General features: G+C 72.2%; 27 protein-coding genes. 6 read left to right on the top strand and 21 right to left on the bottom strand.

All coding sequences use genetic code 11. The annotated features are described in order from the left end of the window. Window positions 1-7: 7 nt before the first annotated feature. The 4 genes from mqnC to ACH499_RS21235 all read right to left on the bottom strand — a co-directional run bounded on the left by mqnC (window position 8) and on the right by ACH499_RS21235 (window position 5,088). Window positions 8-1,207 carry a cyclic dehypoxanthinyl futalosine synthase gene (gene mqnC / locus ACH499_RS21250; RefSeq protein WP_356197581.1) on the bottom strand — a complete coding sequence of 400 codons (1,200 nt, stop codon included), beginning with the start codon at window positions 1,205-1,207 and terminating at the stop codon, window positions 8-10. A 78-nt stretch (window positions 1,208-1,285) separates the two neighbouring features. After that, entirely contained in the window at window positions 1,286-2,110 is an 825-nt protein-coding gene (locus ACH499_RS21245) for a prepilin peptidase (protein WP_399017558.1), read from the bottom strand. A 104-nt stretch (window positions 2,111-2,214) separates the two neighbouring features. Then, window positions 2,215-4,176, bottom strand: a complete 1,962-nt coding sequence (locus ACH499_RS21240) for a protein kinase (RefSeq protein WP_399017556.1) — start codon at window positions 4,174-4,176, stop codon at window positions 2,215-2,217. Window positions 4,177-4,239: 63 nt separating this feature from the next. Beyond that, complete coding sequence (locus ACH499_RS21235; protein WP_399017554.1) at window positions 4,240-5,088, bottom strand: menaquinone biosynthetic enzyme MqnA/MqnD family protein; 849 nt, start codon at window positions 5,086-5,088, stop codon at window positions 4,240-4,242. A gap of 288 nt (window positions 5,089-5,376) precedes the next feature. On the opposite strand from ACH499_RS21235, the gene ACH499_RS21230 reads away from it, so the two are divergent. Both ACH499_RS21230 and ACH499_RS21225 read left to right on the top strand, forming a co-directional pair. Beyond that, the gene (locus ACH499_RS21230; RefSeq protein WP_004984723.1) at window positions 5,377-5,580 is read left to right on the top strand and encodes a cold-shock protein; all 204 of its coding nucleotides are present in this window, start codon (window positions 5,377-5,379) and stop codon (window positions 5,578-5,580) included. A gap of 110 nt (window positions 5,581-5,690) precedes the next feature. Then, window positions 5,691-6,350 carry a class I SAM-dependent DNA methyltransferase gene (locus tag ACH499_RS21225; protein WP_399017551.1) on the top strand — a complete coding sequence of 220 codons (660 nt, stop codon included), beginning with the start codon at window positions 5,691-5,693 and terminating at the stop codon, window positions 6,348-6,350. Between the two features lie 13 nt (window positions 6,351-6,363). On the opposite strand, the gene ACH499_RS21220 is transcribed toward ACH499_RS21225, so the two are convergent. Both ACH499_RS21220 and ACH499_RS21215 read right to left on the bottom strand, forming a co-directional pair. After that, entirely contained in the window at window positions 6,364-8,292 is a 1,929-nt protein-coding gene (locus ACH499_RS21220; RefSeq protein ID WP_399017549.1) for an AMP-dependent synthetase/ligase, read from the bottom strand. A 220-nt stretch (window positions 8,293-8,512) separates the two neighbouring features. Further along, entirely contained in the window at window positions 8,513-9,799 is a 1,287-nt protein-coding gene (locus tag ACH499_RS21215) for an acetyl-CoA C-acetyltransferase (RefSeq protein WP_399017547.1), read from the bottom strand. A gap of 117 nt (window positions 9,800-9,916) precedes the next feature. On the opposite strand from ACH499_RS21215, the gene ACH499_RS21210 reads away from it, so the two are divergent. Together ACH499_RS21210 and ACH499_RS21205 are read left to right on the top strand one after the other, a co-directional pair. Further along, on the top strand, window positions 9,917-11,221 hold the full coding sequence (locus ACH499_RS21210) for a 3-oxoacyl-ACP reductase (RefSeq protein WP_399017545.1): 1,305 nt from the start codon (window positions 9,917-9,919) through the stop codon (window positions 11,219-11,221). After that, complete coding sequence (locus ACH499_RS21205) at window positions 11,221-12,111, top strand: MaoC/PaaZ C-terminal domain-containing protein (RefSeq protein WP_399017543.1); 891 nt, start codon at window positions 11,221-11,223, stop codon at window positions 12,109-12,111. Before ACH499_RS21210 ends, ACH499_RS21205 begins: the two co-directional genes overlap by 1 nt. Here ACH499_RS21205 and ACH499_RS21200 read toward each other — a convergent pair. From ACH499_RS21200 to ACH499_RS21150, 11 genes are all read right to left on the bottom strand, one after another. Then, window positions 12,096-12,773 carry a TetR/AcrR family transcriptional regulator gene (locus tag ACH499_RS21200; RefSeq protein WP_399017541.1) on the bottom strand — a complete coding sequence of 226 codons (678 nt, stop codon included), beginning with the start codon at window positions 12,771-12,773 and terminating at the stop codon, window positions 12,096-12,098. The two genes, ACH499_RS21205 and ACH499_RS21200, sit on opposite strands and share 16 nt — an antisense overlap. A 95-nt stretch (window positions 12,774-12,868) precedes the next feature. Beyond that, on the bottom strand, window positions 12,869-14,179 hold the full coding sequence (locus ACH499_RS21195) for a dicarboxylate/amino acid:cation symporter (protein ID WP_356198162.1): 1,311 nt from the start codon (window positions 14,177-14,179) through the stop codon (window positions 12,869-12,871). Window positions 14,180-14,266: 87 nt separating this feature from the next. After that, complete coding sequence (locus ACH499_RS21190; protein ID WP_356197559.1) at window positions 14,267-14,368, bottom strand: putative leader peptide; 102 nt, start codon at window positions 14,366-14,368, stop codon at window positions 14,267-14,269. Window positions 14,369-14,508: 140 nt separating this feature from the next. Further along, entirely contained in the window at window positions 14,509-14,808 is a 300-nt protein-coding gene (locus tag ACH499_RS21185) for a DUF4229 domain-containing protein (protein ID WP_356197556.1), read from the bottom strand. A gap of 100 nt (window positions 14,809-14,908) precedes the next feature. Then, a complete protein-coding gene (locus ACH499_RS21180) occupies window positions 14,909-15,433 on the bottom strand; it encodes a GNAT family N-acetyltransferase (RefSeq protein ID WP_365596381.1) in 525 nt (174 codons plus the stop codon). A 41-nt stretch (window positions 15,434-15,474) separates the two neighbouring features. After that, window positions 15,475-16,179, bottom strand: coding sequence for a UdgX family uracil-DNA binding protein (locus ACH499_RS21175; RefSeq protein WP_399017792.1), 705 nt, complete (start codon window positions 16,177-16,179; stop codon window positions 15,475-15,477). A 13-nt stretch (window positions 16,180-16,192) separates the two neighbouring features. Then, window positions 16,193-17,356, bottom strand: a complete 1,164-nt coding sequence (gene mqnE / locus ACH499_RS21170) for an aminofutalosine synthase MqnE (protein WP_356197552.1) — start codon at window positions 17,354-17,356, stop codon at window positions 16,193-16,195. A gap of 47 nt (window positions 17,357-17,403) precedes the next feature. After that, window positions 17,404-17,859 carry an Lrp/AsnC family transcriptional regulator gene (locus ACH499_RS21165; protein ID WP_356197550.1) on the bottom strand — a complete coding sequence of 152 codons (456 nt, stop codon included), beginning with the start codon at window positions 17,857-17,859 and terminating at the stop codon, window positions 17,404-17,406. An 83-nt stretch (window positions 17,860-17,942) separates the two neighbouring features. After that, window positions 17,943-18,626 (bottom strand): UbiX family flavin prenyltransferase, encoded by a 684-nt coding sequence (locus tag ACH499_RS21160; RefSeq protein WP_399017537.1) that lies wholly within the window; start codon window positions 18,624-18,626, stop codon window positions 17,943-17,945. A gap of 31 nt (window positions 18,627-18,657) precedes the next feature. After that, window positions 18,658-19,563: a menaquinone biosynthesis prenyltransferase MqnP gene (mqnP, locus tag ACH499_RS21155; protein ID WP_399017535.1), complete on the bottom strand. Its 906-nt coding sequence runs from the start codon at window positions 19,561-19,563 to the stop codon at window positions 18,658-18,660. Next, complete coding sequence (locus ACH499_RS21150; protein WP_399017533.1) at window positions 19,560-21,017, bottom strand: menaquinone biosynthesis decarboxylase; 1,458 nt, start codon at window positions 21,015-21,017, stop codon at window positions 19,560-19,562. Before ACH499_RS21150 ends, mqnP begins: the two co-directional genes overlap by 4 nt. Before the next feature lie 88 nt (window positions 21,018-21,105). On the opposite strand from ACH499_RS21150, the gene ACH499_RS21145 reads away from it, so the two are divergent. Both ACH499_RS21145 and ACH499_RS21140 read left to right on the top strand, forming a co-directional pair. Beyond that, entirely contained in the window at window positions 21,106-21,414 is a 309-nt protein-coding gene (locus tag ACH499_RS21145) for a PLD nuclease N-terminal domain-containing protein (protein WP_356197541.1), read from the top strand. 194 nt (window positions 21,415-21,608) lie between these two features. Continuing rightward, complete coding sequence (locus tag ACH499_RS21140) at window positions 21,609-22,208, top strand: TetR/AcrR family transcriptional regulator (RefSeq protein ID WP_399017531.1); 600 nt, start codon at window positions 21,609-21,611, stop codon at window positions 22,206-22,208. A gap of 100 nt (window positions 22,209-22,308) precedes the next feature. On the opposite strand, the gene ccsB is transcribed toward ACH499_RS21140, so the two are convergent. From ccsB to ACH499_RS21120, 4 genes are read right to left on the bottom strand one after another with little or no spacing between them, the layout of a single operon-like run. Further along, a complete protein-coding gene (ccsB, locus tag ACH499_RS21135) occupies window positions 22,309-23,412 on the bottom strand; it encodes a c-type cytochrome biogenesis protein CcsB (RefSeq protein WP_356197536.1) in 1,104 nt (367 codons plus the stop codon). Beyond that, window positions 23,409-25,139: a cytochrome c biogenesis protein ResB gene (locus ACH499_RS21130; protein WP_399017529.1), complete on the bottom strand. Its 1,731-nt coding sequence runs from the start codon at window positions 25,137-25,139 to the stop codon at window positions 23,409-23,411. Before ACH499_RS21130 ends, ccsB begins: the two co-directional genes overlap by 4 nt. A 4-nt stretch (window positions 25,140-25,143) precedes the next feature. Beyond that, a complete protein-coding gene (locus tag ACH499_RS21125) occupies window positions 25,144-25,914 on the bottom strand; it encodes a cytochrome c biogenesis protein CcdA (RefSeq protein WP_356197530.1) in 771 nt (256 codons plus the stop codon). A gap of 1 nt (window position 25,915) precedes the next feature. After that, the gene (locus tag ACH499_RS21120; RefSeq protein WP_356197527.1) at window positions 25,916-26,545 is read right to left on the bottom strand and encodes a TlpA disulfide reductase family protein; all 630 of its coding nucleotides are present in this window, start codon (window positions 26,543-26,545) and stop codon (window positions 25,916-25,918) included. Window positions 26,546-26,577 lie beyond the last annotated feature (32 nt).

Below are 26,577 nucleotides of genomic sequence, written 5' to 3'. Positions count from 1 at the left end.
GGCGGCGTCAGTTGGAGGCGAGCAGCTTCAGCTCGGGGTGGGCCGTGCCGCCCTCGATGGCCGTGGACGAGATGTGGGAGACGACCCGCTCGTCGACGGGGTCGTTCGCCGGGTCGTCGTGCACGACGAGGTGCTCGTACGTCGTGGAGCGCTGCGCCGGGACCCGGCCGGCCTTGCGGATCAGGTCGATGATCTCCAGCCGGTTGGAGCGGTGCTTGGCACCGGCGGAGGAGACCACGTTCTCCTCCAGCATGATGGAGCCGAGGTCGTCGGCACCGTAGTGCAGGGAGAGCTGGCCGACCTCCTTGCCCGTGGTCAGCCACGAGCCCTGGATGTGGGCGACGTTGTCGAGGAAGACGCGGGCGACGGCGATCATCCGCAGGTACTCGAACAGGGTCGCCTGGGTGCGGCCCTTCAGGTGGTTGTTCTCGGGCTGGTAGGTGTACGGGATGAAGGCGCGGAAGCCGCCGGTGCGGTCCTGCACGTCCCGGATCATCCGCAGGTGCTCGATGCGCTCGGCGTTGGTCTCGCCGGTGCCCATCAGCATCGTGGAGGTCGACTCGACGCCCAGGTTGTGGGCGATCTCCATGATCTCCAGCCAGCGTTCGCCGGACTCCTTGAGCGGCGCGATGGCCTTGCGGGGCCGCTCGGGCAGCAGCTCGGCACCCGCCCCGGCGAAGGAGTCGAGCCCGGCCGCGTGGATGCGGGTGATGGCCTCCTCGACCGACACGCCGGAGATCCGGGCCATGTGCTCGACCTCGCTCGCCCCCAGGCTGTGGATGACGAGGTCGGGGAACTCCTTCTTGATGGCGGCGAAGTGCTTCTCGTAGTACTCCACGCCGTAGTCCGGGTGGTGGCCGCCCTGGAACATGATCTGCGTGCCGCCCAGTTCGACGGTCTCCGCGCAGCGGCGCAGGATGTCGTCGAGGTCGCGGGTCCAGCCCTTGGCGGTGTCCTTGGGCGCGGCGTAGAAGGCGCAGAACCGGCACGCCGTGACGCACACGTTCGTGTAGTTGATGTTGCGCTCGATGATGTACGTCGCGATGTGCTCGGTGCCGGCGTACCGGCGCCTGCGCACGGCGTCCGCGGCGGCACCCAGCGCGTGCAGGGGCGCGTCGCGGTAGAGGGCGAGGGCCTCTTCGGGGGTGATCCGCCCACCGGCGGCGGCACGGTCGAGGATGGGCTGAAGGTCGGCCTTCTCGGTCACCGGCGTCCCTTTCGCAAGGTTCACAAGGGTTGTGGACGGACTTGCCCAGCGTACGCCAGCACTTTCGCCCGGCCTTCCTCAGGCCGCGTACGCGCCCGCCAGGACGCCGAGGAACGCGCCGCCGAGCAGGAACGGCCCGAAGGCGATCGCCGTCCCGCGCCCGGCCCGCCCCGCGACGACGAGGGCACCCCCGTAGACCGCGCCCAGCAGGAACCCGGCGAAGGTGCCGAGCATCAGCGTCGGCCATCCGTACCAGCCGAGGACCGCGCCGGCGCCCAGCGCGAGCTTGACGTCGCCGAAGGCCATGCCGGCGGGGTTGATGAGGAACAGCGCGAAGTAGCCGGCGCCCAGCGCGAGGGTGCCGAGCGCGGCGGTGGTCCACTCCCCGGCGTGCTCGGGCACGAGCGCGGTGACGCCGAGCAGGGCGAGGGCGGCGCCGGCCAGCGGGAGGGTCAGGGGGTCGGGCAGCCGCCGCACCCGCAGGTCGACGACCGTCAGCAGCACGCCGGCCGGAGCGAGCAGCAGCCAGACGGCCAGTTCGGGCCGGGTCCCGGTGGCGGCGGCGAGCGCGGCGCACACCAGGGCGGTGACGAGGACGGGACCGGCGGCGCCGGGTCCGTACCCCCCCGTCACGGGCACCCGCACCGGACCCTCGCCCGCGTCGTCCGGGAGCGCGCCCGCCCGGTCCGGCCCCGGTGCGGTCCCGGCCGGCACCGCGCCGTGTGCGCACCGCGCGCACCGTGCAGGACCGAGCCAGCCCCGGAGCGGGTGGCCGGCCGGACACGTGTCGCGCCACGGCTCGCCCGAGGGCGCGGAGAAGCGGTAGGCCGCCCGTGGCAGCAGCGCACCGGTCGCCGCGCCCCAGAGCACGGCGACGACGAGGACGAGCAGTTCGACGCTCATCTCCCGGCACTCCCTCCCCGTCGGCCCCCGGACGGCCGGCGGCCCGTGGACGGTGGCCGACACAGTAACGGCGCCCCACCGGGCGGGCGTCGCTTCCGCTCCACCTATCCGACCTTCGTCAGCCGCGCCTCGGGCCTGCCCGACTCGGCGCTCTCGGAGGTGTAGTCGAGGGCGTTCCCGGCCCGGGTGAAGCGGACGGTGGTGGGCGCCTGGTTGCATCCGCCGTGGTTGTCCTCGGCGCCGACGGAACCGGCGACGATCTCCTTCTCCGTCACCTGCTCCAGCGTCAGCACGTCGACGCACACGCCGCCGAGCCGGTCGGTCTGGCGCAGCCGCCCCAGTTCCTCGCCGACGGCGGCCTTCTCGATGGTGATGCGGAAGGTGCCCACCGGGAGCCGGCCGTCGAGTGCGGTGCCGGGGCCCTCCCAGGTGCCGAGGTAGGCGGCGGGGACGGTACCCGCGCCGGACGGCGGAGGGGTGCCGCCGTCCCCGCCGCCCGAACCGCCGGCGCCCGGGTTGTCGCTGCTCTGGTCGCTGCTCGGGGCGGACGGCGAGTGCGTGGCGGGGCCGCTGTCGCCGCCGCCCGCGGTGTCGCGGTGGCCGCCCGGCAGCAGGTCGAACAGGACCACCGAGCCGACCGTCACCGCCGCCATCGCCCCGGCCACCGCGAGGGCCACGCTGCAGCTCAGCCTGCGCCCGCGTCCGTCGCCGACCCGCGTGGAGGTGGCCGCCACGTGCACGGAGAGCCTGCCGGGACCTCGCTCGCCGTCCCTCTGGCCGGGCAGGGTGACGGGAGGCGCCTGGGACTCGGCCGGCGCCGGGGTCCCGTGAGGTACGTGAGCCGCCGGGGGCGTGTGTCCCGGCGGGGACGGAGTCGCGGGGGGACCGCCCGGAGCGACCAGAGCCCCGGATGCCGCGGCGGGCTCGGCGGAAGTGCCGTGAGGGCCGGAGGCCCCGTAAGGGGCGGAGGGGCCGGCAGCCCCGAAGGAACCCGGCACCCCGAAGGCCCCAGGTGCCCCCGGCATCACCGGCGGCGGCCCGAACACGCCCCCCGCGGGTCCGGCCGCCGGAGTCACCGGCGCTGCCGGCACCGCGTCCCCGCCCGCCGTCGACGACCGCGTGAACCCCACCGGACCCGACACCGCCTCGGGTGCCGCCCCGCCCTCCCCCGCCGCCTCCAGGTTGAGGAGCCGGACGGCGCCGCGGCTGACCTGCTCCACCAGCGCTCCCGGCAGCCAGCCGCCCGCGACCAGCCGGGCCGCGCCGTCCGGGGCGAGCCGCCGGGCCACCTCACCGGGCGCGGGACGGGCGCCGGGCTCCTTGGCCAGGCACCGGCGCACCAGTTCGCGCACCTCGCCGTCCAGCGCGCCGAGCTGCGGCTCCTCGTGCACGACCTGGTAGAGCAGGGCGGCCGAGGAGTCCCCGCGGAAGGGCGGCTCGCCGGTCGCCGCGTGGGCGAGGACCGCGCCGAGGGAGAAGACGTCGGCGGCGCCGGTGACTTTCTCGCCGAGGATCTGCTCGGGCGACATGTAACCGGGCGAGCCGACCGAGACGCCCGTCGAGGTCAGGGAGGCGGTCCCGTCCGTGGCACGGGCGATGCCGAAGTCGATGAGCAGGGGGCCGTCCAGGGTCAGCAGGACGTTGGACGGCTTGACGTCCCTGTGGACGAGGCCCAGTTCGTGCACCGCGGCCAGCGCCTCGCCGAGACCGGCGCCGAGCGCCCGTACGGTGTGGGCCGGCAGGGGGCCGACGTCCGCGACGGCCGCCGACAGGGGCGGTCCGGCCGCGTAGGCGGTGGCGACCCAGGGCACGCGCGCCCCGGGGTCGGCGTCGAGCACGGGCGCGGTCCAGGCGCCGCCGACCCGCCGGGCGGCCTCCACCTCGCGGCGGAACCGGGCGCGGAACTCCTCGTCGAGCGCGAAGTGCGGGTGCACGATCTTCACCGCGACCGTCCGGCCGCCGGCGCTGCGGCCCAGGTAGACCCGCCCCATGCCTCCGGAGCCCAGACGGCCGAGCAGCCGGTAGGGCCCCACGACGGTGGGTTCGTCGTCATCGAGCGGCCGCATAGGTCCACCCCTCCCCCGTACGCCGGAACCTTCCAGCAGGGTAGTGGCCCGGCCGCGCGGAGCTCAGGGCCGGAGCAGCTCGACCTTCACGTCCGCGGGGAAGCCCGTCGTCGGACCGACCCGGCGGGCGAACTCCGCGACCGCCTCGAGCTGCGGTGCGCCGAAGCTGAAGTCGAGGGTCCTGAAGTACTGCTCCAGGGTCTTCTCGTCGAAGGCCTCCCAGCGGGCCGCCTGCTCGGCGACCTTGCCGACCTCCTCCAGGGAGAGGTCGCGGGAGGCGAGGAAGGCCTCGTGCACCTTGCGGGCGATGAACGGCTCGCGCTCGGCGTAGTCGCGCCGGGCCGCCCAGACCGCGAAGACGAACGGCAGGCCCGTCCACTCCTTCCACAGCGCGCCCAGGTCGTGCACGTCCAGGCCGAAGCGCGGCCCGTCGATCATGTTGGCGCGCAGGGCGGCGTCACCGATCAGGACGGCCGCGTCGGCCTCCTGCATCATCACGCTCAGGTCCGGCGGGCAGGTGTAGTAGTCCGGCTGGACGCCGAAGCGCTCGGCCAGCAGGAGCTGGGCGAGGCGGACGGAGGTGCGCGAGGTCGAACCGAGGGCGACCCGGGCGCCGTCCAGTCGGTCCAGCGGGACCTGCGAGACGATCACGCACGACATCACGGGGCCGTCGCAGCCGACGGCGATGTCGGGAAAGGCGACCAGCTCGTCCGCGTGCTTGAGGAACTCGACCAGGGTGACCGGTCCGATGTCGAGGTCGCCGTGCACCAGTCGCTCGCTGAGCTTCTCCGGGGTGTCCTTCGTCAGCTCGAGATCGAGGAGTGTTCCCGTTCTCGCCAGCCCCCAGTACAGAGGCATGCAGTTCAGGAACTGAATGTGGCCGACGCGCGGCCGGGTGCGAGAATTGTCCACATCGTGAGGCTAGCCCTCTCCGGCCGGCCGTCCGGCGGCACCCCCCGGCGTCAGCCGAATGACACAGACGTTCAAACATTCGGGTGAAGTGATCTTGACCTCTGTTGCGCCCGGGGGCCCGCGTGCTAGGCTCACAGCAAGTTGCAGTTTGGTTTCCCTTGCAGTACAGAGCCTGCGGAGCATGTGACCGCGGGCTCTCGTCATTCTCAGACATATGCAGTTGTGCGGATCGGTCTTCACACTTGCTGGTTCTGGAGCAGGGCAACCCTTTGAGCCCAAGGAGGGCTTATGGCTACCGGAACCGTGAAGTGGTTCAACGCCGAAAAGGGCTTTGGTTTCATCGCCCAGGAAGGCGGCGGCCCCGACGTCTTCGTCCACTACTCCGCGATCAACGCGACCGGCTTCCGGTCCCTCGAGGAGAACCAGCAGGTGTCCTTCGACGTCACGCAGGGCCCGAAGGGTCCGCAGGCGGAGAATGTCACTCCTGTCTGATCGACAGCAGTACCCAAGGAGCCCCGCGCCGTTTCCGGTGACGGGGCTCCTGCCCTTTATGAATTCCCGGTGAAATCCGGTTGTCGGTGCCTGCCGCTAGGGTCCGCGCCATGACGGACGACATCGCGCGGCGCGACACCGGCTTCCTGGACACCACCCGCACCTTCTACGACACCATCGCCGAGGACTACTCGGCCCACTTCCGCACCGTGCTCGACGGCGCCCCGCTGGACCGGGCGCTGATGGGCGCCTTCGCCGAACTGGTGGGACCGGAGGGCCGGGTGGCCGACCTGGGCTGCGGACCCGGCCGGGTCACCGCCCACCTCGCCTCGCTCGGCCTGCGTGTCTTCGGCGTCGACCTCTCCGCCTCCATGGTGGAGATCGCGCGCCGCGAGAACCCGGGCCTGCGCTTCGAGCAGGGCTCCATGCTGGAGCTGGACCTGCCCGACGGCGCCCTCGCCGGGGCCGTCTCCTGGTACTCGTCGATCCACACGCCGTGGGACCGGCTGCCGGACCTCTTCGCGGAGCTGCGGCGCGTGCTCGCCCCCGGCGGCCATCTGCTCCTCGCCTTCCAGGTCGGCGACGAGCCCTTCCGCCCCGAGCGCCCCTTCGGCCACCGGGTCGCCCTGGACTTCCAGCGGCGGCGGCCGGAACCGATGGCGGAGCTGCTCGAAGCGGCCGGGTTCACCGTGCTGTCGCGGACGGTGCGCGTCCAGGAGCAGGACACCTCCGCGAAGGTCCCGCAGGCCTGTCTGATCGCCCGCCGCTGAGGCCCCGCGCCGCCTACCCCTCGTAGAGCGCCTCCACCACGTCCGCGAAGTCCCGCATGATCGTCTCGCGGCGCAGCTTCAGCGAGGGGGTCAGATGGCCCTCCCACTCCGTGAAGTCCCTCGGCAGGACGGCGAAGCGGCGGATGGACTCCGGGCGGGAGACCAGCCTGTTCGCCTCGTCCACCGCGCGCTGGAGGACGGCCCGCACCTCCTCGTCGTCGGTCAGCAGCTCCGGCGGCACCGGGTGCCTGCCGTTCATGCGGCGCCAGTGGGTGATGCCGTCCTGGTCGAGGGTGAACAGGGCGGTGACGTAGGGGCGGCGGTCGCCGAGGACCACGCACTGGGAGATCAGGGGGTGCTGGCGCAGCCAGTTCTCCAGCGGGGCCGGGGCCACGCTCTTGCCGCCGGCCGTGATCAGCAGCTCCTTCTTGCGGCCGGTGATGGTCAGGTAGCCCTCGTCGTCCAGGCTGCCGAGGTCGCCGGTGGGGAACCAGCCGTCGGGGGCGGCCGGGACGACGCCGCCCGCCCGCGGGTCCCAGTAGCCGTGCAGGACCTGGTCGCCGGCGACCAGGATCTCCCCGTCGGCGGCGATCCGGATGCGGGTGCCGGGCAGCGGCCAGCCGACGGTGCCGAGGCGCGGCTTCAGCGGCGGGGTCACGGTCGCCGCCGCCGTCGTCTCGGTGAGCCCGTAGCCCTCGTAGATCTCGATGCCGGCACCGGCGTAGAAGGCGGCCAGGCGGCGGCCGAGCGGGGAGCCGCCGCAGATCACGTACCGGACCCGGCCGCCCATCGCGGCCCGGATCTTGCGGTAGACGAGGGGGTCGTAGAAGGAGCGGGCGGTCCGCAGGGAGCGTCCCGGGCCGCCGCCCGCGCCGGTCTGTCGGGACTCCAGGGCCTCGCCGTAGCGCACCGCCGCCGAGACCGCGCGGTCGAAGAGCGGCGCACGGCCGCCCGACTCGGCCTTGGCGCGCGCGCTGTTGAAGACCTTCTCCAGCATGTAGGGGATCGTCAGCAGGCAGGTCGGCCGGAAGGCCGCAAGGTCCGGCAGCAGGTCTTCCGGTTTCAGGCTCGGCGCGTGGCCGAGCCTCACCCGGGCGCGGACGCAGGCCACGGCGACCATGCGGCCGAAGACGTGGGACATGGGCAGGAAGAGCAGGATGGACGGCTCCTCGGAGGACCTCGCCCGGAAGACGGGGTAGAGCAGCTCGATCGCGTTGTCGACCTCGGCGAAGAAGTTGCCGTGGGTCAGCGCGCAGCCCTTGGGGCGGCCGGTGGTGCCGGAGGTGTAGATCAGCGTGGCGAGTGTGGCGGGGCCGAGCACGCCGCGGCGTACGGCGACCTCGGCGTCGGGCACCCGCTCACCCAGTTCGGCCAGCCGCTCCACATGGCCCTTCTCCATGATCCACAGGTGGCGCAGATCGGGGATCCGGTCCAGTTCGGGGCGGAGGGCCGCCGCCTGGGCGGCCGTCTCGGTGACCAGGGTGACCGCGCCGGAGTCCTGGAGGATCCAGCGGACCTGGAAGGCCGAGGACGTCGGGTAGACCGGGACCGTGACGAGGCCGGCGGCCCAGGCGGCGAAGTCGAGCAGCGTCCACTCGTACGTCGTCCGCGCCATGATCGCCACGCGGTCGCCCGGCATCAGGCCCTCGGAGATCATCCCCTTGGCCACCGCGAGCACCTGGGCGGCGAACTCGGCCGCCGTCACGTCGCTCCACCGCCCGTCGCCGGACCGGCGGCTGAGCACCACCGAGTCCGGGACGGCGGACGCGTTGTCGAACGGCAGGTCCGCGAGGGAGCCGCGCCGCACGGGCGGGGCGAGCGGCGGTACGTACGCCTCCCGCACGTGCCCGTCCAGTCGCCGTGTCTCGGGCTCCACCAGGGTGGGGCCGGGCGAGTCGGCGTACGCGGCGGAGGGGGCGAAGGAGGGAAGCGGGGTGGACACGGGCGGCTCCTGGGACGTGCAGCGGCGAGACCGCTTCGCTGCATGACGTACGTGCCTCGCACGGCGGGGCGTTCATCGCCGGGCCCCGGGGATTCGGCCCGGCAGGGGGTTACCGGCGGTCAGCTCCGGGATCGTACGGGGCACGCGTGGGGAGTTGGTGCGGGTTCGGGGTCGGACCGGCGCCGGGACGGTGCAGCCCTGGGGGTTACCTGCGGGTAGGTCACGTTCGTTCCAGAATGGCCGTCACGCCCTGGCCCCCCGCCGCGCAGACGGAGATCAGGCCGCGCCCCGGCCGGTCGCGCTCGGCGAGCAGCTTGGCCAGCGTCGCGACGATCCGGGCGCCGGTGGCCGCGAAGGGGTGGCCGGTGGCCAGGGAGGAGCCGGCGACGTTCAGCCGGGTGCGGTCCACGGGGGCGAGGCCCCGCTTCTCCCAGGCCGCGAGCGTCGCCAGCACCTGGGACGCGAACGCCTCGTGGACCTCGACGAGGTCGAAGTCCTCGATGCCGAGCCCGGCCCGCTCCAGCATCCGCGGGACCGCGTACGCCGGGGCCATCAGCAGGCCGTCCTCGCCGCCCGCGACGTCGCCGCGGGGGAAGTCGACGGCCGCGCTCTCGTACGCCGTCAGATACGCGAGCGGCTCCAGGCCCCGCGCCCCGGCCCACTCCTCGCTCGCCAGCAGCACCGTCGCCGCGCCGTCCGTCAGGGGGGTCGAATTGCCCGCCGTCATCGTGGGGTTCGGTCCGGACAGGCCGAACACCGGCGTCAGGGCGGCCAGTTTCCCCACCGTGGAGCCGGGGCGCAGGTTCTGGTCACGGTCCAGGCCCCGGAAGGGGACCACCAGGTCCTGGAAGAAGCCGCGTTCGTAGGCCGCCGCCAGCCGCTGGTGGCTCGCCGCCGCCAGTTCGTCCTGGGCGTCGCGGCTGATGCCCCAGGCGCGGGCGGTGATCGCGGCGTGCTCGCCCATCGACAGCCCGGTGCGGGGCTCGGCGTTGCGGGGGACGTCCGGGACGAGATGGCCCGGACGGACCTTCGCCAGCGCCTTGGCACGGCCGGCGAGGGTCTTCGCCCGGCGGGCCTCCAGCAGGATGCGGCGCAGGCGGTCGTTGACGCCGAGCGGCGCGTCGCTCGCGGTGTCGGCGCCGCCCGCGACCGCCGATTCGGTCTGGCCGAGGGTGATCTTGTTGGCGGCGGCGATCACGGCCTGGAGCCCGGTGCCGCAGGCCTGCTGGATGTCGTAGGCGGGCGTGCGGGCGTCCAGCGCCGAGCCGAGGACCGTCTCGCGGGCGAGGTTGAAGTCGCGGGCGTGCTTGAGCACGGCCCCGGCGACGAATTCGCCGACCTCGCCGGGCCCGGTCAGCGCGTACCGCTCGGCCAGGGCGTCGAGGGCGGCGGTGAGCATCTCCCGGTTGGAGGCGGTGGCGTAGGGCCCGTCGGAGCGGGCGAAGGGGACGCGCGCACCGCCGAGGACCGCGACACGCCGGGTCCGCGGCGGCTTCAGGGGGCTCATCTCGATCTGCTCCTCATCCGCGGCGCTGCATCGACAAGGGTGCCAAGGGTTTACCTCCGGTAACCTTACTGCAGAGTCAGCGCTGTTCTCAGTCCCCGTCAGGAGCTGGAGTCACCCATGGCCGACCGCTATCTGCGCTTCACCGGCACCGCTCCCGGCCGCTTCCTGACCCGCCGCCTCGGGCTGCCCCGGCCCGCGGAGCTGATCCGCCGCTCGGACCGGCACCCCGGCCTCACCGGCGGCCTGCTGCACCTGACGGCCGGCCCGGCCGACCCCGCTGTCGCCCCGGTCCTCGCCCGCACGGGCCTCGGCGCCGACGGCACCGGCCGGCCCGCAGCCGTCGTCCTCGACGCGACCGGCGTCCGGGACGCCGAGACGCTCACCGAGGTGCACGCGGCGCTCCACCCCGTCGTCCGGACGGTCGCCACGAGCGGCCGGGTGGTGGTGCTCGGCGCCCCGCTCGACCCCGCCGACCACCACCAGGCGGCCGCGCAGCAGGCGTTGGAGGGCTTCACCCGCTCGCTCGGCAAGGAGATCGGGCGGGGCAGGACCGTCAACCTGGTCCGGCTCACCGACGCCGACGCCGCGGAGTCGACCCTCCGCTTCCTCCTCTCCCCCGCCTCCGCCTACGTCAGCGGCCAGGTGATCGAGGTCGGGACCGGTGAGGTCACCGCCCCCGAGGACTGGGGCCGCCCGCTCGCCGGACACACCGCCCTGGTCACCGGCGCCGCGCGGGGCATCGGCGCGGCCGTCGCCGAGACGCTGGCCGGGCAGGGCGCGCAGGTCGTCGTCCTCGACGTGCCGGGAGCCGAGCGCCAGGCGCGTGAGGTCGCCGACCGCCTCGGCGGCAGCGCCCTCGCCCTCGACGTCACGGCCCCCGACGCGGGCGGGCGCATCGCCGCCGCCCTGCCCGGCGGGCTCGACGTCCTGGTCCACAACGCGGGCGTCACCCGCGACCGGCGCCTGGTCAACATGCCCGCCGAGCGCTGGAGTTCCGTCCTGGACGTCAACCTCGTGAGCGTGCTGCGCACCACCGACGCGCTCCTCGCGGCGGGCGCGCTGAACCGGGGCGGGCGGATCGTGGCGACGGCCTCGATCGCCGGCATCGCGGGCAACGCGGGGCAGACCAACTACGGCGCGAGCAAGGCGGGCGTCGTCGGCATGGTCCGCTCCCTCGCCCCGCGCGCGCTGGGCGAGCACGGGGTGACGGTGAACGCGGTCGCGCCGGGATTCATCGAGACCGGGATGACCGCGGCCGTCCCGCTGCTCATCCGCGAGGCGGGCCGCCGCATGAACTCCCTCGCGCAGGGCGGGCTGCCGGTGGACGTCGCCGAGACGACCGCCTGGCTCGCGCACCCGGCCTCGGGCGCGGTCAACGGCCAGGTCGTACGGGTCTGCGGCCAGAGCCTGCTGGGGGCGTGATGACCCCCGCCGCTCCCCCGACGACCACGCTGCCCGGTGTCCCCGCCCTCGCGCCGCTCCTCGCGCGCGGCGCCCTGCTGTCGCCCCTGCGCCGCCCCAGCCCGGACGCGGACTTCCCGCGCACCCGGCTCGTCGTCCCCGGCCTGCGCGCCGACCCGGCACGGCTCGCCGCCTACGCCCGGGTGTGCGGCTTCCCCGCGGGGGCGGACACGCTCCCGGTCACGTACCCGCACGTGCTGGGTTTCCCGCTGGCCATGCGGCTGATGAGCGGCCGGGACTTCCCTCTGCCGCTGCTCGGGCTCGTCCACACCTCCCTCGGCATCACCCGGCGGTCGGTGCTCCCGGCGAGCGGGGAGTACGAACTCGCCGTGCGCGTCGAGGCGCTGCTGCCGCACCGGCGCGGCACCGAGGCCGCCGTGGTGACGGAGCTGAGGACCGGCGGGGACCTGGTGTGGGAGTCGCGCAGCACCTATCTGGCGCGGCACCGCGCGCCCGGGCACGGCTCCGCCGCCGGTCAGCCCGCCGGTTCCCCGGCCGACCCGCGGCAGGACGGGCCGCCGCTGCCCGTGCGGGCCGAGTGGCGGCTCGGGGGCGACCTGGGGCGGCGCTACGGTGCCGCCTCCGGCGACCGCAACCCGATCCACCTGCACCCGCTCACCGCCCGGCTGTTCGGCTTCCCCCGGGCCGTCGCGCACGGCATGTGGACCGTGGCCCGCTGCCTCGCCGAGCACGGGGCACCCCCGGCGGCCGTGGTGCGGGCGGTCTTCCGGGCGCCGGTGCTCCTGCCGGGGACGGTGACGTACGGGGCCGGCGGCGGGCGGTTCGAGCTGCGCGGCACCGACGGGCGGCCGCACCTGACCGGCGAGGCCGGCCCCTACCCGGCGGGCTGAGCCACCGCGTCCGCGTCGGCGCCCTCCGGCGGGGACCAGGGCCGGTCCGCCATCAGGTTGCCGAGGCCGGCCCAGGCGAAGTTCATCAGGGTGGCCGCCGCCTGCTTCGCGGTGACGCCCTCGGTCGCCCCCGCCCAGTCGGCGAGCGACTCGGCGGCACCCACGAGGGCCTCGGCGAGCCCGGCGACCTCCCGCTCCGGCAGCCCCGGGTCCCGGTGGGCGTCGCGCGCGGCGGCGGCGATGAGCTGCGTCACGAACGCGACGATCTCCTCCCGCATCGCCGCGACCTCGGCGGCGAACCGCTCGCCGTGGGTGCGGGCCTGAAGGTGCAGCACGGCCCAGGCGTCCGGGTTGCGGGCGGTGTGGGTGAAGAACGCCCGCAGTCCCGACCACAGTTGCGCGTCGGGCGCCAGTCCGGGGCGGACGCCCGCGCGGACGGCCTCGGTGAGCGCACGCGCCTCGCGGCGGATGCAGGCGGTGAAGAGGTCTTCCTTCGAGTTCAGGTACAGGTAGACCAGCGGCTTGGAGACGCCCGCGAGTTCGGCGATCTCGTCCATCGACGCCGCCGTGTACCCGCGCTGTCCGAAGATCCGCACCGCCGCGTCCAGCATCTGCTGCTCACGTACCGCCCGCGGCATCCGCTTGGTCCTGCCCACACCCATGCGCATCAGCGTACGGTCCCCGCGCCCGTACGCAGGACGGCGTCCGGACGTGGGGACGTCCGGACGCCGTTCGCCGTGCTCGGCCGGCCGCGCGGTCAGGCCGCGACCGGGACGGGCTCCGCGTCCCGCTGCTCCTGCTCCTGCTCGTCCAGCGGCGAGCTGTGCGCCTGGTCGTAGGCCTTGCGGTCGAGCAGACCCTCGCGGGCCGAGACGATCACCGGGACCAGGGCCTGGCCGGCGACGTTGGTCGCGGTGCGCATCATGTCCAGGATGGGGTCGATCGCCAGGAGCAGGCCGACACCCTCCATGGGCAGGCCCAGCGTGGACAGGGTCAGGGTCAGCATGACCGTGGCACCGGTGAGGCCGGCCGTGGCGGCGGAGCCGACCACCGACACGAACGCGATCAGCAGGTAGTCGCCGACGCCGAGCTGGATGTCGAAGATCTGCGCGACGAAGATCGCGGCGATCGCCGGGTAGATCGCGGCGCAGCCGTCCATCTTGGTGGTGGCGCCGAACGGCACGGCGAAGGACGCGTACTCCTTCGGCACACCGAGGCGCTCGGTGACCCGCTGGGTCAGCGGCATGGTGCCCACGGACGACCGGGAGACGAAGGCGAGCTGGATCGCGGGCCAGGCGCCCTTGAAGAACTGCACGGGGCTGGCCTTGGCGACGGTGGCGAGCAGCACCGGGTAGACCACGAACAGGACGATCGCGCAGCCGACGTAGATGTCCGCGGTGAAGGTCGCGTACTTGCCGATCAGGTCCCAGCCGTAGGTGGCGATGGCCCGGCCGATGAGGCCGACGGTGCCGAGGGGGGCCAGGCGGATGACCCACCACAGGGCCTTCTGGAGGAGTTCGAGGACGGACTCGCTCAGGTTGAGGATCGGCTGGGCCTTCTCGCCGAGCTGGAGCGCGGCGATACCGGCGACGGCGGCCATGAAGACGATCTGGAGGACGTTCAGCTCGGTGAACGGCGTGATGACGTCGGTGGGCACGATGCCGGTCAGGAAGTCGATCCAGGAACCGGTGTGCTCGGGCTTGGCACCGTCGGCCGGCGTGAGGCCGGTGCCGGCGCCGGGGTTGGTGACCAGGCCGATGACCAGACCGATGGCCACCGCGATCAGCGACGTGATCATGAACCAGAGAAGGGTGCGCGACGCCAGGCGGGCCGCGTTGTTGACCTTCCGCAGGTTGGTGATCGAGACGAGGATCGCGAAGAAGACCAGCGGGGCGACGGCCAGCTTCAGCAGGCCGATGAAGGTGCCGCCGATCTTGTCCAGGGTGGTGACCAGCCAGGACAGGTCCTGGCTGCGGGCCAGCCAGCCCAGCAGGACGCCGAGGACGAGGCCGGCGATTATCTGGGCCCAGAAGGGCACCTTGAACTTCACGGGTGAGGACACGGACAGGCTCCGTAAGGGGACGGGACGCGGGGACGGACGCGCAGAGCTGACGTGGAGAACGACGGGATCGGAAAGGGAACGTCAGGGGGAACGTCAGGGCCGACAGTTCGCGGACGCGCACCGACAGAGGTCCACGTGCAGGCGCGCCACGAGCGCGAGGCTCGGCGGTGTGGCGGGCGCGGCTGCTGACTTCATGCGTATGACTTTAACACCGATGCTTTGAGTCTCTCAAAGCCTATCTTTGAGAGGCTGGAGAGCACTCCTGCCCGTAAAACGCAAAGCGCCCCGGTTTCCTGCGATTTCGGAAACCGGGGCGCGTACGAGCGTGACGCGGATTACGAGGTCTGCCCCTGGGCGCGGGCGGCGTCGTCGGCGAGGTCCTCCTGGCCGCGGCTGGCCTCCAGGTTCGCCTTCATGCGGTCGACGCGCCGCACGACCTGCACGGAGGCCCGGTCGCGCTCCTTGCGCAGGACCACGAAGCTGATGGGCGCGGACAGCAGCAGGGACAGCAGGATGATCCACATGCCGTTGGAGTCGCCGAGACCGCGCGGGAACACGCCGGCGTAGACGAGGCCCCAGACGACCACGAGGCAGCCCGCGAAGACTCCGAGGCGCATCAGCGTGTAGCGGAGCATCTCAATCCACTCTTCCGTTGGGGGTGACCGGAACGTACCCATAAGGGCACCGTCCAGTGAAGCACGCCGCGACCGGGGCACCACAGGCGGGGTGCCGCGTTCAGGTCAGCGGCAGCAGCATCGTGATGTCGTCCCGGTCGTCGCCGGGCGCCACCCGTATCGCGCCGGGCACGCGGCCGACCTCCTTGCAGCCGCAGGACTCGTAGAACCGCTCCAGTCCGCCGCCGCCCCGGCAGGTCAGCCGGATCGCCTCGATGCCCTCGCAGCCGCGGGCCGCGTCGGCGGCGGCCGCCATCAGGTCCCGGCCGTAACCGCGGCCCTGGTGGCGGGGATGGACCATCACCGTGTAGAGCCACAGCCAGTGCCTCATCAGCCGGTGCGTGTTGAAGGCGAGGAACGCGGTGGCGGCCACCCGGCCCTCCTCGTCGTGCCCGACGAGCAGCCGGGTACGGCCCTCGGCCATGGCCACCAGGTGCTTGACCAGCTCGGGGCGCACGTCCTCGCGGCTCACCGGCGGCACGAAGCCCACGGAGCCGCCGGCGTTGGTCACGTCCGCCCACAGGTCGAGGACGCCGTCGCGCAGCTCGGGGGTCAGGGCGGGGTCGAGTGTGAAAGTAAGGGACACTGATCCATATTAGCTATTACCGACCGGGTCTCCCGTGTGATTCACGACAAGACCCGCGCCGCCACCTCCAGGTCGGAGACCAGACCCCGGTACGCCCCCTCCCGGTCGTCCGCCCGCAGCACCGCCGACGGGTGCACCGTCGGCACCAGCCGCTCCGGCCGCCCGTGGATCTCCTCCTCCAGCACCGTGCCGCGCACCTGCGTGACCCGGAACGACGACCCGAGCAGCGCCTTGCCGGCCGTCGCGCCGAGCACCACGATCAGCTCGGGCTCCACCCGGTCCAGCTCGGCGGCGAGCCACGGCCCGCACGCCGTCATCTCCCGCAGGGTGGGCGCCTTGTGGATACGGCGCTTGCGCGGCTCGGCCTGCGTGAACTTGAAGTGCTTGACCGCGTTGGTGACGTACGCGTCCGCCGGGTCCAGGCCGGCCTCGGCCAGGGCCCGGTCGAGGAGTTTGCCGGCGGGACCGACGAAGGGTCTGCCCTGGCGGTCCTCCTGGTCACCGGGCTGCTCTCCCACGAGCATGAGGCGCGCGTCGGCCCTGCCGGCGCCGAAGACCGTCTGCGTGGCGTCCCGGTGCAGGGGGCAGCCCCGGCACCCGGCGGCCGCCTCCCGCAGTGCGGCGAGGCCGCCGCGCTCCGGCACGAAGGGCTGTGCGGTGTAGTCGTCCTCGGGGGCCATGCGGTGCGGGTACCCGCTGGGAGCGGTTCGGATCCGATGCCGGCCGCGGGCCGGTGGCGGCCGCAGGACGACCGGGGACTCACACCCGCATCGCCTGCGGCGTGTCCCGCCGCGCCGGGTCGGGCCCCTCGTACTCACGGATGATCTCGTACCGCGTGTTCCGCTCCACCGGCCGGAACCCGGCGTCGCGGATCAGGTCGAGCAGGTCCTCGCGCGTCAGCTTGTTCGGCGTGCCGAAGTCGTCCGCGTCGTGCGTGATCTTGTACTCGACGACCGAGCCGTCCATGTCGTCGGCCCCGTGCTGGAGCGCGAGCTGCGCCGTCTGGACGCCGTGCATCACCCAGAAGACCTTGACGTGCGGCACGTTGTCGAAGAGCAGCCGCGACACCGCGAAGGTCCTGAGCGCCTCCGCTCCGGTCGCCATCTGCGTCCGCGCCTGGAGCCGGTTGCGGATCTTCCCGTCCTTCATGTCCACGAAGTCGTGCTGGTAGCGCAGCGGGATGAAGACCTGGAAGCCGTTCGTCTCGTCCTGGAGCTCACGCAGCCGCAGCACGTGGTCCACGCGGTGGCGGGGCTCCTCGATGTGGCCGTAGAGCATGGTGCACGGGGTCTTCAGCCCCTTCTCGTGCGCCAGGCGGTGGATGCGCGACCAGTCCTCCCAGTGGGTGCGGTGGTCGACGATGTGCTGCCGCACCTCCCAGTCGAAGATCTCGGCGCCGCCCCCGGTCAGGGACTCCAGACCGGCGTCGATCAGCTCGTCGAGGATGTCGGAGGCGGACATCCCGGAGATCGTCTCGAAGTGGTGGATCTCGGTGGCCGTGAACGCCTTCAGCGACACGCCGGGCAGCGCGGCCTTCAGCTCCCTGAGCGAGCGCGGGTAGTAGCGCCACGGCAGGCTCGGGTGCAGCCCGTTGACGATGTGCAGCTCGGTGAGGTTCTCGCCCTCCATCTCCTTGGCGAGCTTGACGGCCTCCTCGATGCGCATCGTGTAGGCGTCCTTCTCCCCCGGCTTGCGCTGGAAGGAGCAGTACGCGCAGGACGCCGTGCACACGTTGGTCATGTTGAGGTGCCGGTTGACGTTGAAATGGACGACGTCGCCGTTCTTCCGCGTCCGCACCTCGTGCGCGAGGCCGCCGAGCCACGCCAGGTCGTCCGACTCGTACAGCGCGATGCCGTCCTCGCGGGTCAGGCGGACGCCCGCCCGCACCTTCTCCTCCAGCTCGCGCTTGAGCCCGGCGTCCATGCGATACCTCTTTCCGATCAGACTCCGTAAACCGTACGCCCCGTGCCCTACATCTCCTCGGGCAGCTCGCCCACCCGGTTCTCCCACTTGGTGGAGAGCACGATGGTGGTACGGGTCCGCGAGACGCCCCGCGTCCCGGACAGCCGGCGGATGATGCTCTCCAGGCCGTCGACGTCGGTCGCGCGCACCTTGAGCATGAACGAGTCGTCGCCGGCGATGAACCAGCAGTCCTCGATCTCCCGCAGGTCCTTCAGCCGCTGCGCCACGTCCTCGTGGTCGGCGGCGTCGGACAGGGAGATGCCGATCAGGGCAGTGACGCCGAGGCCGAGGGACGCGGAGTCCACGGTGGCCCGGTAGCCCGTGATGACGCCGGCCGCCTCCAGCCGGTTGATCCGGTCGGTGACGCTGGGTCCCGACAGTCCGACGAGGCGTCCCAGCTCCGCGTAGGAGGCCCGGCCGTTCTCCCTCAGGGCCTGGATGAGCTGCCTGTCCACCGCGTCCATGCGATCGAAGCCTTCCGCTGAAGAGGTCTGGGGATACGTGGGGGGAGGTGGTGCCGAGGGGTGCCGCGGCCGGCACCCGGTGCTCAGCCGGCGGGGCGCGCCCCCGAGCCGAGTTCGCCGCGCCAGCGGCGGTACAGGCGGTGCTCCACGCCCGCCGCGTCGAGTACGCGTCCGGCGACGAAGTCCACCAGGTCCTGGATGTGCGTCGCCCCCGCGTAGAACGCCGGTGAGGCGGGCACCACGGCCGCGCCCGCGTCGTCCAGGGCGACCAGGTGCCGCAGGGTCCGGCCGTCCAGCGGGGTCTCCCGCACGGCGACGACCAGCGTGCGGCCCTCCTTCAGGGAGACGCTCGCCGCCCGCTGGAGCAGGTCCTTCGACAGCCCCAGCGCGACCCCGGCCACGCAGGCCGTCGACGCCGGCACGATCAGCATGCCCTTGGCGGGGTACGAGCCCGAGGACGGCCCGGCCGCGAGGTCGCCCGCGCTCCAGTACCGCACCCGGTCGCCGTCGAGGTCGACGTCGAAGGTGTCCGGTGTGCCGTCGGCTCCGCGGGCCAGCCAGGCGTGCAGGTCGTGCCGCCAGTGGGCGTCCCGGAAGGAGATGCCGGTCTCGTCGAGCAGGGTGAGCCGCGAGGCCCGGCTGACCACCAGGTCGACGCTCTCGCCGGCCGCGAGGAGCGCTCGCAGCACCGACGCCGCGTACGGCGTACCGGATGCCCCCGACACCCCCACGATCCAAGGCGCGCGCTGCGTCTGTCCTGGCTTCATGATGTCGAGCCTATCCGCAGGCTCGGACTGTTCAGACCGTGAGGCCCCGAACCAGCAGATCCAGCAGCGCGCACACGAACAGGGCAATGCCGATGAAGCCGTTGACGGAGAAGAACGCCCTGTTCAGCCGGGACAGGTCGGTGGGCCGCACGATCGTGTGCTCGTAGACGAACGCGCCCGCGACGATCAGCAGGCCGAACCAGAAGAAGGCACCGGCGCCGGTGGCCAGCGCGTACCAGACGAACAGGGCCGTGGTGACGGTGTGGCAGGCGCGGGCGCCCCAGATGGCCGCCGGGACGCCGAAGCGGGCCGGCACCGACTTCACGCCGACCCTGCGGTCGGTCTCGACGTCCTGGCAGGCGTAGATCAGGTCGAAGCCGCCGATCCAGACGCCGACCGCGAGGCCGAGGATGACCGCGTCCCAGGACCACTCGCCGCTGATCGCCAGCCAGCCGCCGACCGGACCCATCGCCTGGGCGAGCCCCAGGATGGCCTGCGGGAAGTTCGTGAACCGCTTGCCGTACGGGTACACCACCATCGGGATCACGGCGACGGGGGCGAGGGCGAGGCACAGCGGGTTGAGCAGGGCCGCCGCGCCGAGGAAGACGACGACGGCGACCAGCGCGCCGGTCCAGGCGTGCCGGACCGACATCGCGCCGGTGACCAGCTCGCGGTGGGCGGTGCGCGGGTTACGGGCGTCGATCTCGCGGTCGATGATCCGGTTGACGGCCATCGCGAAGGTACGCAGGCCCACCATGGCGACGGTGACCAGGAGCAGCCGGCCCCAGTGGATGTTCCTGTCCCACTCGTACATCGCGGTGAGCGCGGCGATGTAGGCGAAGGGCAGCGCGAACACCGAGTGCTCGATCATCACCAGGCGCAGGAACGCCTTGGTGCGCCCCGGTTGCCGCGGCAGCGCGGCGGAAGCCGACGTCACAGTCCGTACTCCTTCCAGCGGCGGTCGACCTTCGCCGCCGTCTCCGGGTCGGACAGCACCATGTCCGGCCAGCCCCCGTCGCGCGTGTACCCCTCCTCGGGCAGCTTCCGCGTCGCGTCGATGCCCGCCTTGCCACCCCAGAACTGCTGGTAGGAGGCGTGGTCGAGGTGATCGACCGGGCCTTCGACGACGGTGAGGTCCCGGGCGTAGTCGGTGTTGCCGAGCGCGCGCCAGGCGACCTCGTGCAGGTCGTGGACGTCGCAGTCGGAGTCGACGACCACGATCAGCTTGGTCAGGGACATCATGTGCGCGCCCCAGATGGCGTGCATCACCTTCTGGGCGTGTTTGGGGTACTTCTTGTCGATCGACACGATCGCACAGTTGTGGAAGCCGCCCGCCTCGGGGAGGTGGTAGTCCACGATGTCCGGGACGATGATCTTCAGCAGGGGAAGGAAGAACCGTTCGGTCGCGCGGCCCAGCGGGCCGTCCTCCGTCGGGGGCCGGCCGACGACGATGGACTGGAGCAGCGGGCGCCTGCGCATGGTCACGCAGTCGATCCTCAGGGCCGGGAAGGGCTCCTGCGGCGTGTAGAAGCCGGTGTGGTCGCCGAAGGGCCCTTCGGGCAGCATATCGCCGGGCTCCAGCCACCCCTCCAGCACCACCTCGGCGTTGGCGGGGACCTGGAGCGGCACGGTCTTGCAGTCGACCATCTCGACGCGCTTGCCCTGCACGAAGCCGGCGAACAGGTACTCGTCGATGTCGCCGGGCAGCGGGGCGGTGGAGGCGTACGTCACGGCGGGCGGGCAGCCGAAGGCGATGGCGACGGGCAGCCGCTCGCCGCGCCGGGCGGCGACCTGGTAGTGGTTGCGGCTGTCCTTGTGGATCTGCCAGTGCATGCCGATGGTGCGCTTGTCGTGGCGCTGGAGCCGGTACAGGCCGAGGTTGCGGACGCCCGTCTCCGGGTCCTTGGTGTGGGTGAGGCCGAGGTTGAAGAAGGAGCCGCCGTCCTTGGGCCAGGTGAAGAGGGCGGGCAGCCGGTCGAGGTCCACGTCGTCCCCGTGCAGGACGACCTCCTGGACGGGGGCGTTGTCGGACTTCACCTTCTTCGGCGGCACGTGCGTCATCGCGCCGAGCTTGCCGAACGCCTCGCGCATCCCGACGAAGCCCTGCGGCAGTTCGGGCCGCAGCAGCCCGCCGATCCTGTCGGAGATGTCGCTGTACGACTTCAGCCCGAGGGCCTTGAGCAGGCGCCGGTCGGTGCCGAAGACGTTCATGGCCAGCGGCATCGCCGAGCCCTTCACGTTCTCGAAGAGGAGGGCGGGGCCGCCGGCCTTGTTCACCCGGTCGACGATCTCCCCGACCTCCAGATACGGGTCCACCTCGGCCTTGATGCGCTTCAGGTCGCCCTCGCGCTCCAGAGCCCTGAGCAGGGAGCGAAGATCGTCGTAAGCCATGCCGTCCAGTATCCCCGAGCGGTTACGCTGGCCCTGTACCTGGGGGCCGTGACGCGTCCCCGTCCACCGCTTGAGCTGGAGAGGCCCCATGCTCCGGGTGCTGATGTTCCTCGTGCCACTGGCGTTGAGCGTCTACGCGTTCATCGACTGCATCAGCACGAAGGACGAGGACATCCGTCACATGCCCAAGCCGTTGTGGGCGATCCTCGTGCTGCTGTTCCCGCTGGTCGGGTCGATCTCCTGGATCATCGCGGGCAAGAAGCGGCAGCCGGCCGGCGCGGCGCCCTGGGGCGGCGGCGGGCGTCAGTGGGTGGCCCCGGACGACAACCCGGAGTTCCTCAAGTCCTTGAACGAGGAGAAGGACAAGGACAAGGACGAGGACCCCAAGGGCGACTGAGCGGACCGTCCACGCGGGCGTCCCGGTCCTGCCCGGACCCGGCGGCCGTACGCTCCCCCCGGGCCGCACGGACGGTCCCGGGTCCGGACAGGCATCCCAGTCTGTACCATCACCCGCCCGGATTGAAAGATCTTTCTAGAAAATCGTTCCGCGACGCTGGTCGTCACGGTCCCCCCGGAGAAAACGGTCGCCTCATGAGTCCCAAGCAGCAACGTGGTGAGGCCACCGCCGAGCTTCTCCTCGACGCCGCTCTGCGGGTGTACGGCGAGGCCGGCGAGCAGGGGCTGACCGTCAGCGCCGTGACCAGGGCCAGCGGAGTGAGCCTCGGCAGCCTCTACCACCACTTCGGCAGCATCGACGGCCTCGTCGACGCGCTGCTGCTGCGGTGGCTGGAGCGGCTGCTCGGCGAGATGGTCACCGCGCTGGAACGTTCGCGCACCGCCCGGACCGGCGTCCGCGCCCTCGTGCGCGCGTACCTGGCCTTCGTACGGGAGCACCCGGACGCGGGCAGGCTGCTGCACTCGTCCCGCGCCGACCGCCTCGGCATGACCCGGGCCGAGCAGCTCCGCGACGCCCAGGAGGCCCGCCTGACCCCGCTGGCCGACTGGGTCCAGCGGCACGTCGACAAGAGCGAACTCGCGCCCCTCTCCCTGCCGTTGATCGAGTCCCTGGTACTCGGCCCCGTCGTCGGCGCGGCACGCCGCTGGCTGACCCTCGGCGACATCGACCTGGACGAGGCCGCACGCGTCCTGCCGGAACGGATCTGGCGGTCGGTGCGGGCCGGGGAGCGGTGAGGGGCGGTCGGCTCACGACCGGACCCCTGTCGACGCGCACGCGAAGGGCCGGTCCGCGTGACCTGGGTCATGCGGGCCGGCCCTGCCGGTGCCGCGGAGGCTACACGCCCGAGTAGGAGTGCAGGCCGCCGACGAACATGTTGACGCCGTAGTAGTTGAACAGCCAGCAGCCGAAGGCGAGCAGGGCCAGGTAGGCGGCCTTGCGGCCCTTCCAGCCGGCGGTGGCGCGGGCGTGCAGGAAGCAGGCGTAGGCGACCCAGGTGATGAAGGACCAGACCTCCTTGGGGTCCCAGCCCCAGTAGCGGCCCCAGGCGTCGCCGGCCCAGATCGCGCCCGCGATGATCGTGAACGTCCACAGCGGGAAGACGGCGGCGTTGACGCGGTAGGCGAACTTGTCGAGGGACGCCGCGGCGGGCAGGCGGTCCAGCACGGAGCTGGCGAAGCGGCCGGGTGTGCCGCCCGTGGCGAGCTTGTTCTCGAACGAGTCCTTGAACAGGTACAGGAGCGCGGCCACCGCGCCGACGTAGAAGACCGCGCCGCAGAAGATGGCCGTGGAGACGTGGATGTAGAGCCAGTACGAGTGCAGCGCCGGGACGAGCTGGTCGCTCGCGGTGTAGAGGACCGTGACGGCGAGGCCGAGGTCCAGCAGGACCGTGGTGGTCAGCGGCAGGCCGAGCCAGCGGACGTTCTTCTTCAGGGCGAGCAGCGCGAGGTACACGCCGACGGCGACCGTCGTGAACGTGATGTTGAACTCGTACATGTTGCCCCACGGCGCCCGCTGCACCGACAGGGCCCGCGCGAGCACACCGCCCGCCTCGAGGGCGAAGGCGAGCACGGTGAGCGAGATGGCGATGCGCCCGTAGAGGTCGCCCTTCTCGGTGCCGCCGTGGGCGCCCGGCCCGTCGGGTACGTCACGGGAGCCGGCCGCGGCGCGCACGACGACCTCCGGCCGCTCCAGTACGGCGGTGCCGCCGGCCTTCTTGACGGTGACCGCCGGGGCGGCCTTGGCCTTGGCGTCCGTCTGCGCGGTGAGCGCGGCGGCCGTGCGGCCGACCTTGCTGCGACTGCCGAAGAGCCACTCGGTGATGTAGGCGAAGAAGGCCAGCGTGTAGACGGCCATCGAGGAGTAGATCAGCGTGTTGCTGAGGTTCGCCAGATCCTCGTTGGTGGCGGCGGCCAGTTGTGTGGCGGCGGCGAGAGTCACTTCTCAGCCCCTTCGGCAGGTACTACGGGGGGTTCGGGGGTCTCGGGGTCGGGGGCGCCGGGCGCCCGTTCGTACAGGATCCCGGCGAGGTCGCCGAGTTCCTCGGGCACCTTGGCGGACTCGCTGCGGCCGAGACCGGCCATCTCGACGACGGTGACGCCGTCGGGGCCCTCGACGGCCCGCACCCACACGCGGCGGCGCTGGATGAACAGGGAGCCGGCCAGGCCCAGGATGGCGACGACGGCGCCGCCGAGCGCCCAGCCGCTGGCGGGCTGCCTGGTGACCTGGAAGTTCGCCCACTCCTGGACGCCCTCGAAGGTCACCGTGCCGGCGCCGCCGGGCAGGGTCATGGTCTCACCGGGCTTCAGGAGCTGCTTGAAGAGCTTGCCGTCGGCGCCCTTGAACTCCTTCATGTTGGTCCGGTCGAGCTGGTAGATGCTCTTCGGGATGCCCGCGTCGACGCCGAGGTCGCCGTGGTACGCGGAGAGCGCGAGGGTCGGGTTGAGCAGCGCCGGGAAGGACGAGAACATGGCGCTGCCCTCGCCGCCGTAGGTCGGCAGGAAGAACGCGTTGAAGCCGAGCTGCTCCTTGACGCCCTTGGCGTTGCGGTAGCCGTCGCGGACCATGATGGCGCCGGAGGAGGTGACGTTGGCGTCCAGCGGCAGCAGCGCGGTCGCCTCGCGGTCCATCACGACGTTGCCCTTGCCGTCCCTGACGGTGACGATGGGCGCGTAGCCGTGGGCGGTGAGGTAGACCTTCGAGCCGTCGACCTCCAGCGGCTCGTTGACCTTGATGGTGGTCGCCTTGTCCTTGCCGTAGGCGCCCTCGCTGTAGACGACCTTGGCCTCGTAGATGCGCGGGGTGCCGCGGTTGGGGCCGGTCGCCTCGTAGGTGCCGCGGAAGTCCTTCAGGGAGAAGCTGAACGGCGACAGGTCGTGGTCCGGGTCGAAGAGGTTGCCGGACTTGAAGTCGTCGTACTGGGTCAGCGTGTTGGAGAAGCCGTCGCCCTCCAGGATCAGCTTGTTGCCCTCGTACTTGAAGAGCTGGCCCCAGGCGAAGGCGATCAGCATCACGATCAGCGCGACGTGGAAGGCGAGGTTGCCGGCCTCCCGCAGATAGCCCTTCTCCGCGGCGACGGCGTCACCGACCGTGTGGGCGCGGAACCGGCGCTTCTTCAGCAGGGCCAGGGCGGCCTCGCGGACCTGCTCCGGCTCGGCCCCGGTGCGCCAGGTGGTGTAGGCGGGCAGCCGGGTCAGGCGCCGGGGCGCGCCGGGCGGACGCCCGCGGAGCTGGCCGACGAACTGCCAGGTGCGCGGCACGATGCAGCCGATGAGGGAGACGAACAGCAGGATGTAGATCGCGGAGAACCACACCGAGCTGTAGACGTGGAAGAGGCCGAGCTTGTCGTAGACCGGCGCCAGGAGGTCGTGGTCCTCGCGGAACGCCGCGACCTTGGTGGCGTCGATGCCCTCCTGCGGGATCAGCGAGCCGGGGATCGCGCCCAGCGACAGCAGCAGGAGCAGGACCAGCGCCACCCGCATCGAGGTGAGCTGCCGCCAGAACCAGCGGATCCAGCCGACGACGCCGAGCGCGGGGAGGTTGGGTGCCTCCTCGCGGGGGGCGGTGGAGAGCTGGGAGCCGGCGGCGCCCAGTTCCTGTTCGTCGCCGCCCTCGGCGGGCCGTGCGGCAGGGGTCTTGTCCGACCCGGTTTTCGAAGTCGTGCTCATCGAGTCAGATCCCCACAGTGAAGCCGTTGGACCAGGTCTGCATGTCCTGCACGATGCTGTCCCACGCGCCGGTCAGCAGCAGCAGGCCGGTCGCGATCATCATGATCCCGCCGACGCGCATCACCCAGACATAGTGCCGCTTGATCCAGCCGAAGGCGCCGAGCGCCTTGCGGAAGGCGACCGCGGCGAGCACGAACGGCAGGCCGAGGCCGAGGCAGTAGGCGACGGTCAGTATGGCGCCGCGCCCGGCGGTGCCCTGCTGGGAGGAGAGGATCAGCACCGAGGAGAGCGTCGGGCCGATGCAGGGCGTCCAGCCGATGCCGAACAGGGCACCGAGCACGGGGGCGCCGACCAGCCCGCTCACGGGCCTGCGGTGGAAGCGGAACTCGCGCTGGGTGAGCCAGGGCATCAGGCCCATGAAGAAGACGCCCATGAGGACCATGAAGACGCCGAGCACCTTCGTCAGTACGCCCCGGTTGTCCTGGAGCGTCTCGCCGAAGAAGCCGAACAGGGCGCCGCTGGAGACGAACACGGCCGTGAAGCCGAGGACGAACAGCGAGGCACCGGCCACCATCCGCCCGCGCCGGGCCTCCTGCAGGTCGGTGCCGGTGACGCCGGTCACGTAGGAGAGGTAGCCGGGCACCAGCGGGAGCACGCAGGGCGAGAAGAAGGAGACGAGGCCGCCGAGCAGCGCGATGGGCAGCGCGACCAGCAGGGCGCCGTTGAGCACCGTGCCGTTGCTGCCCGTCGCGGCGAGCGTGGACAGTGCGCTCACGTCACTTCTCCGCCAGGACCGGGTCGAGCATCTTGCGCAGCTTCTCCTCGCTGAGCGCCTGGAGCGTGCGCGCGGCGACCTTCCCGTCCCGGTCGATGACGAGGGTGGACGGGATGGCCTGCGGGTTGAGGGTGCCCTTCTCGAAGCGGAGCATCAGCTTGCCGGTCGGGTCGTACAGACTCGGGTAGCTGACCCCGAACTCCTTCTCGAAGGCGCGGGCCGGACCGGTGGAGGTGTCGCGGGTGTTGATGCCGGCGAACTGGACGCCCTGGTCCTTGACGTCCTGGTAGACCTTCTCGAAGTTCTTGGCCTCGGCGCGGCAGGGCGGGCACCAGGAGCCCCACACGTTGAGGACGACGACCTTGCCCTTGTGGTCCGCGAGCGAGAACCGCCCGCCGTCCACGGTCTCGCCGGACAGGTCGGGGGCGTCGGCCCGCTCGCCCTTCTTCACGGTGGAGATGCCGTCCGAGCCGGTGATGAACCCGGTCTGGCCGCCTCCGCCGGACGTCCCTCCCGACCCGCACGCGGAGACGAGCAGCGCTGCCACGGCGGCGCCGGTGGTCAGGGCGGCGCGACGGCGGACTCTGGCGGTGCGGTTCGAGCGCAGGGGGGCGCGGCTGGCGGCACTCATGTGAAAAGTTTCGCATGTCCGTTCCGGGGATC

Source organism: Streptomyces sp. NPDC018947 (assembly GCF_044390505.1).
GTDB lineage: Bacteria > Actinomycetota > Actinomycetes > Streptomycetales > Streptomycetaceae > Streptomyces.
Note: the sequence above shows the minus strand (reverse complement) of the source record. Positions and strands in the feature narration are given on the sequence as shown.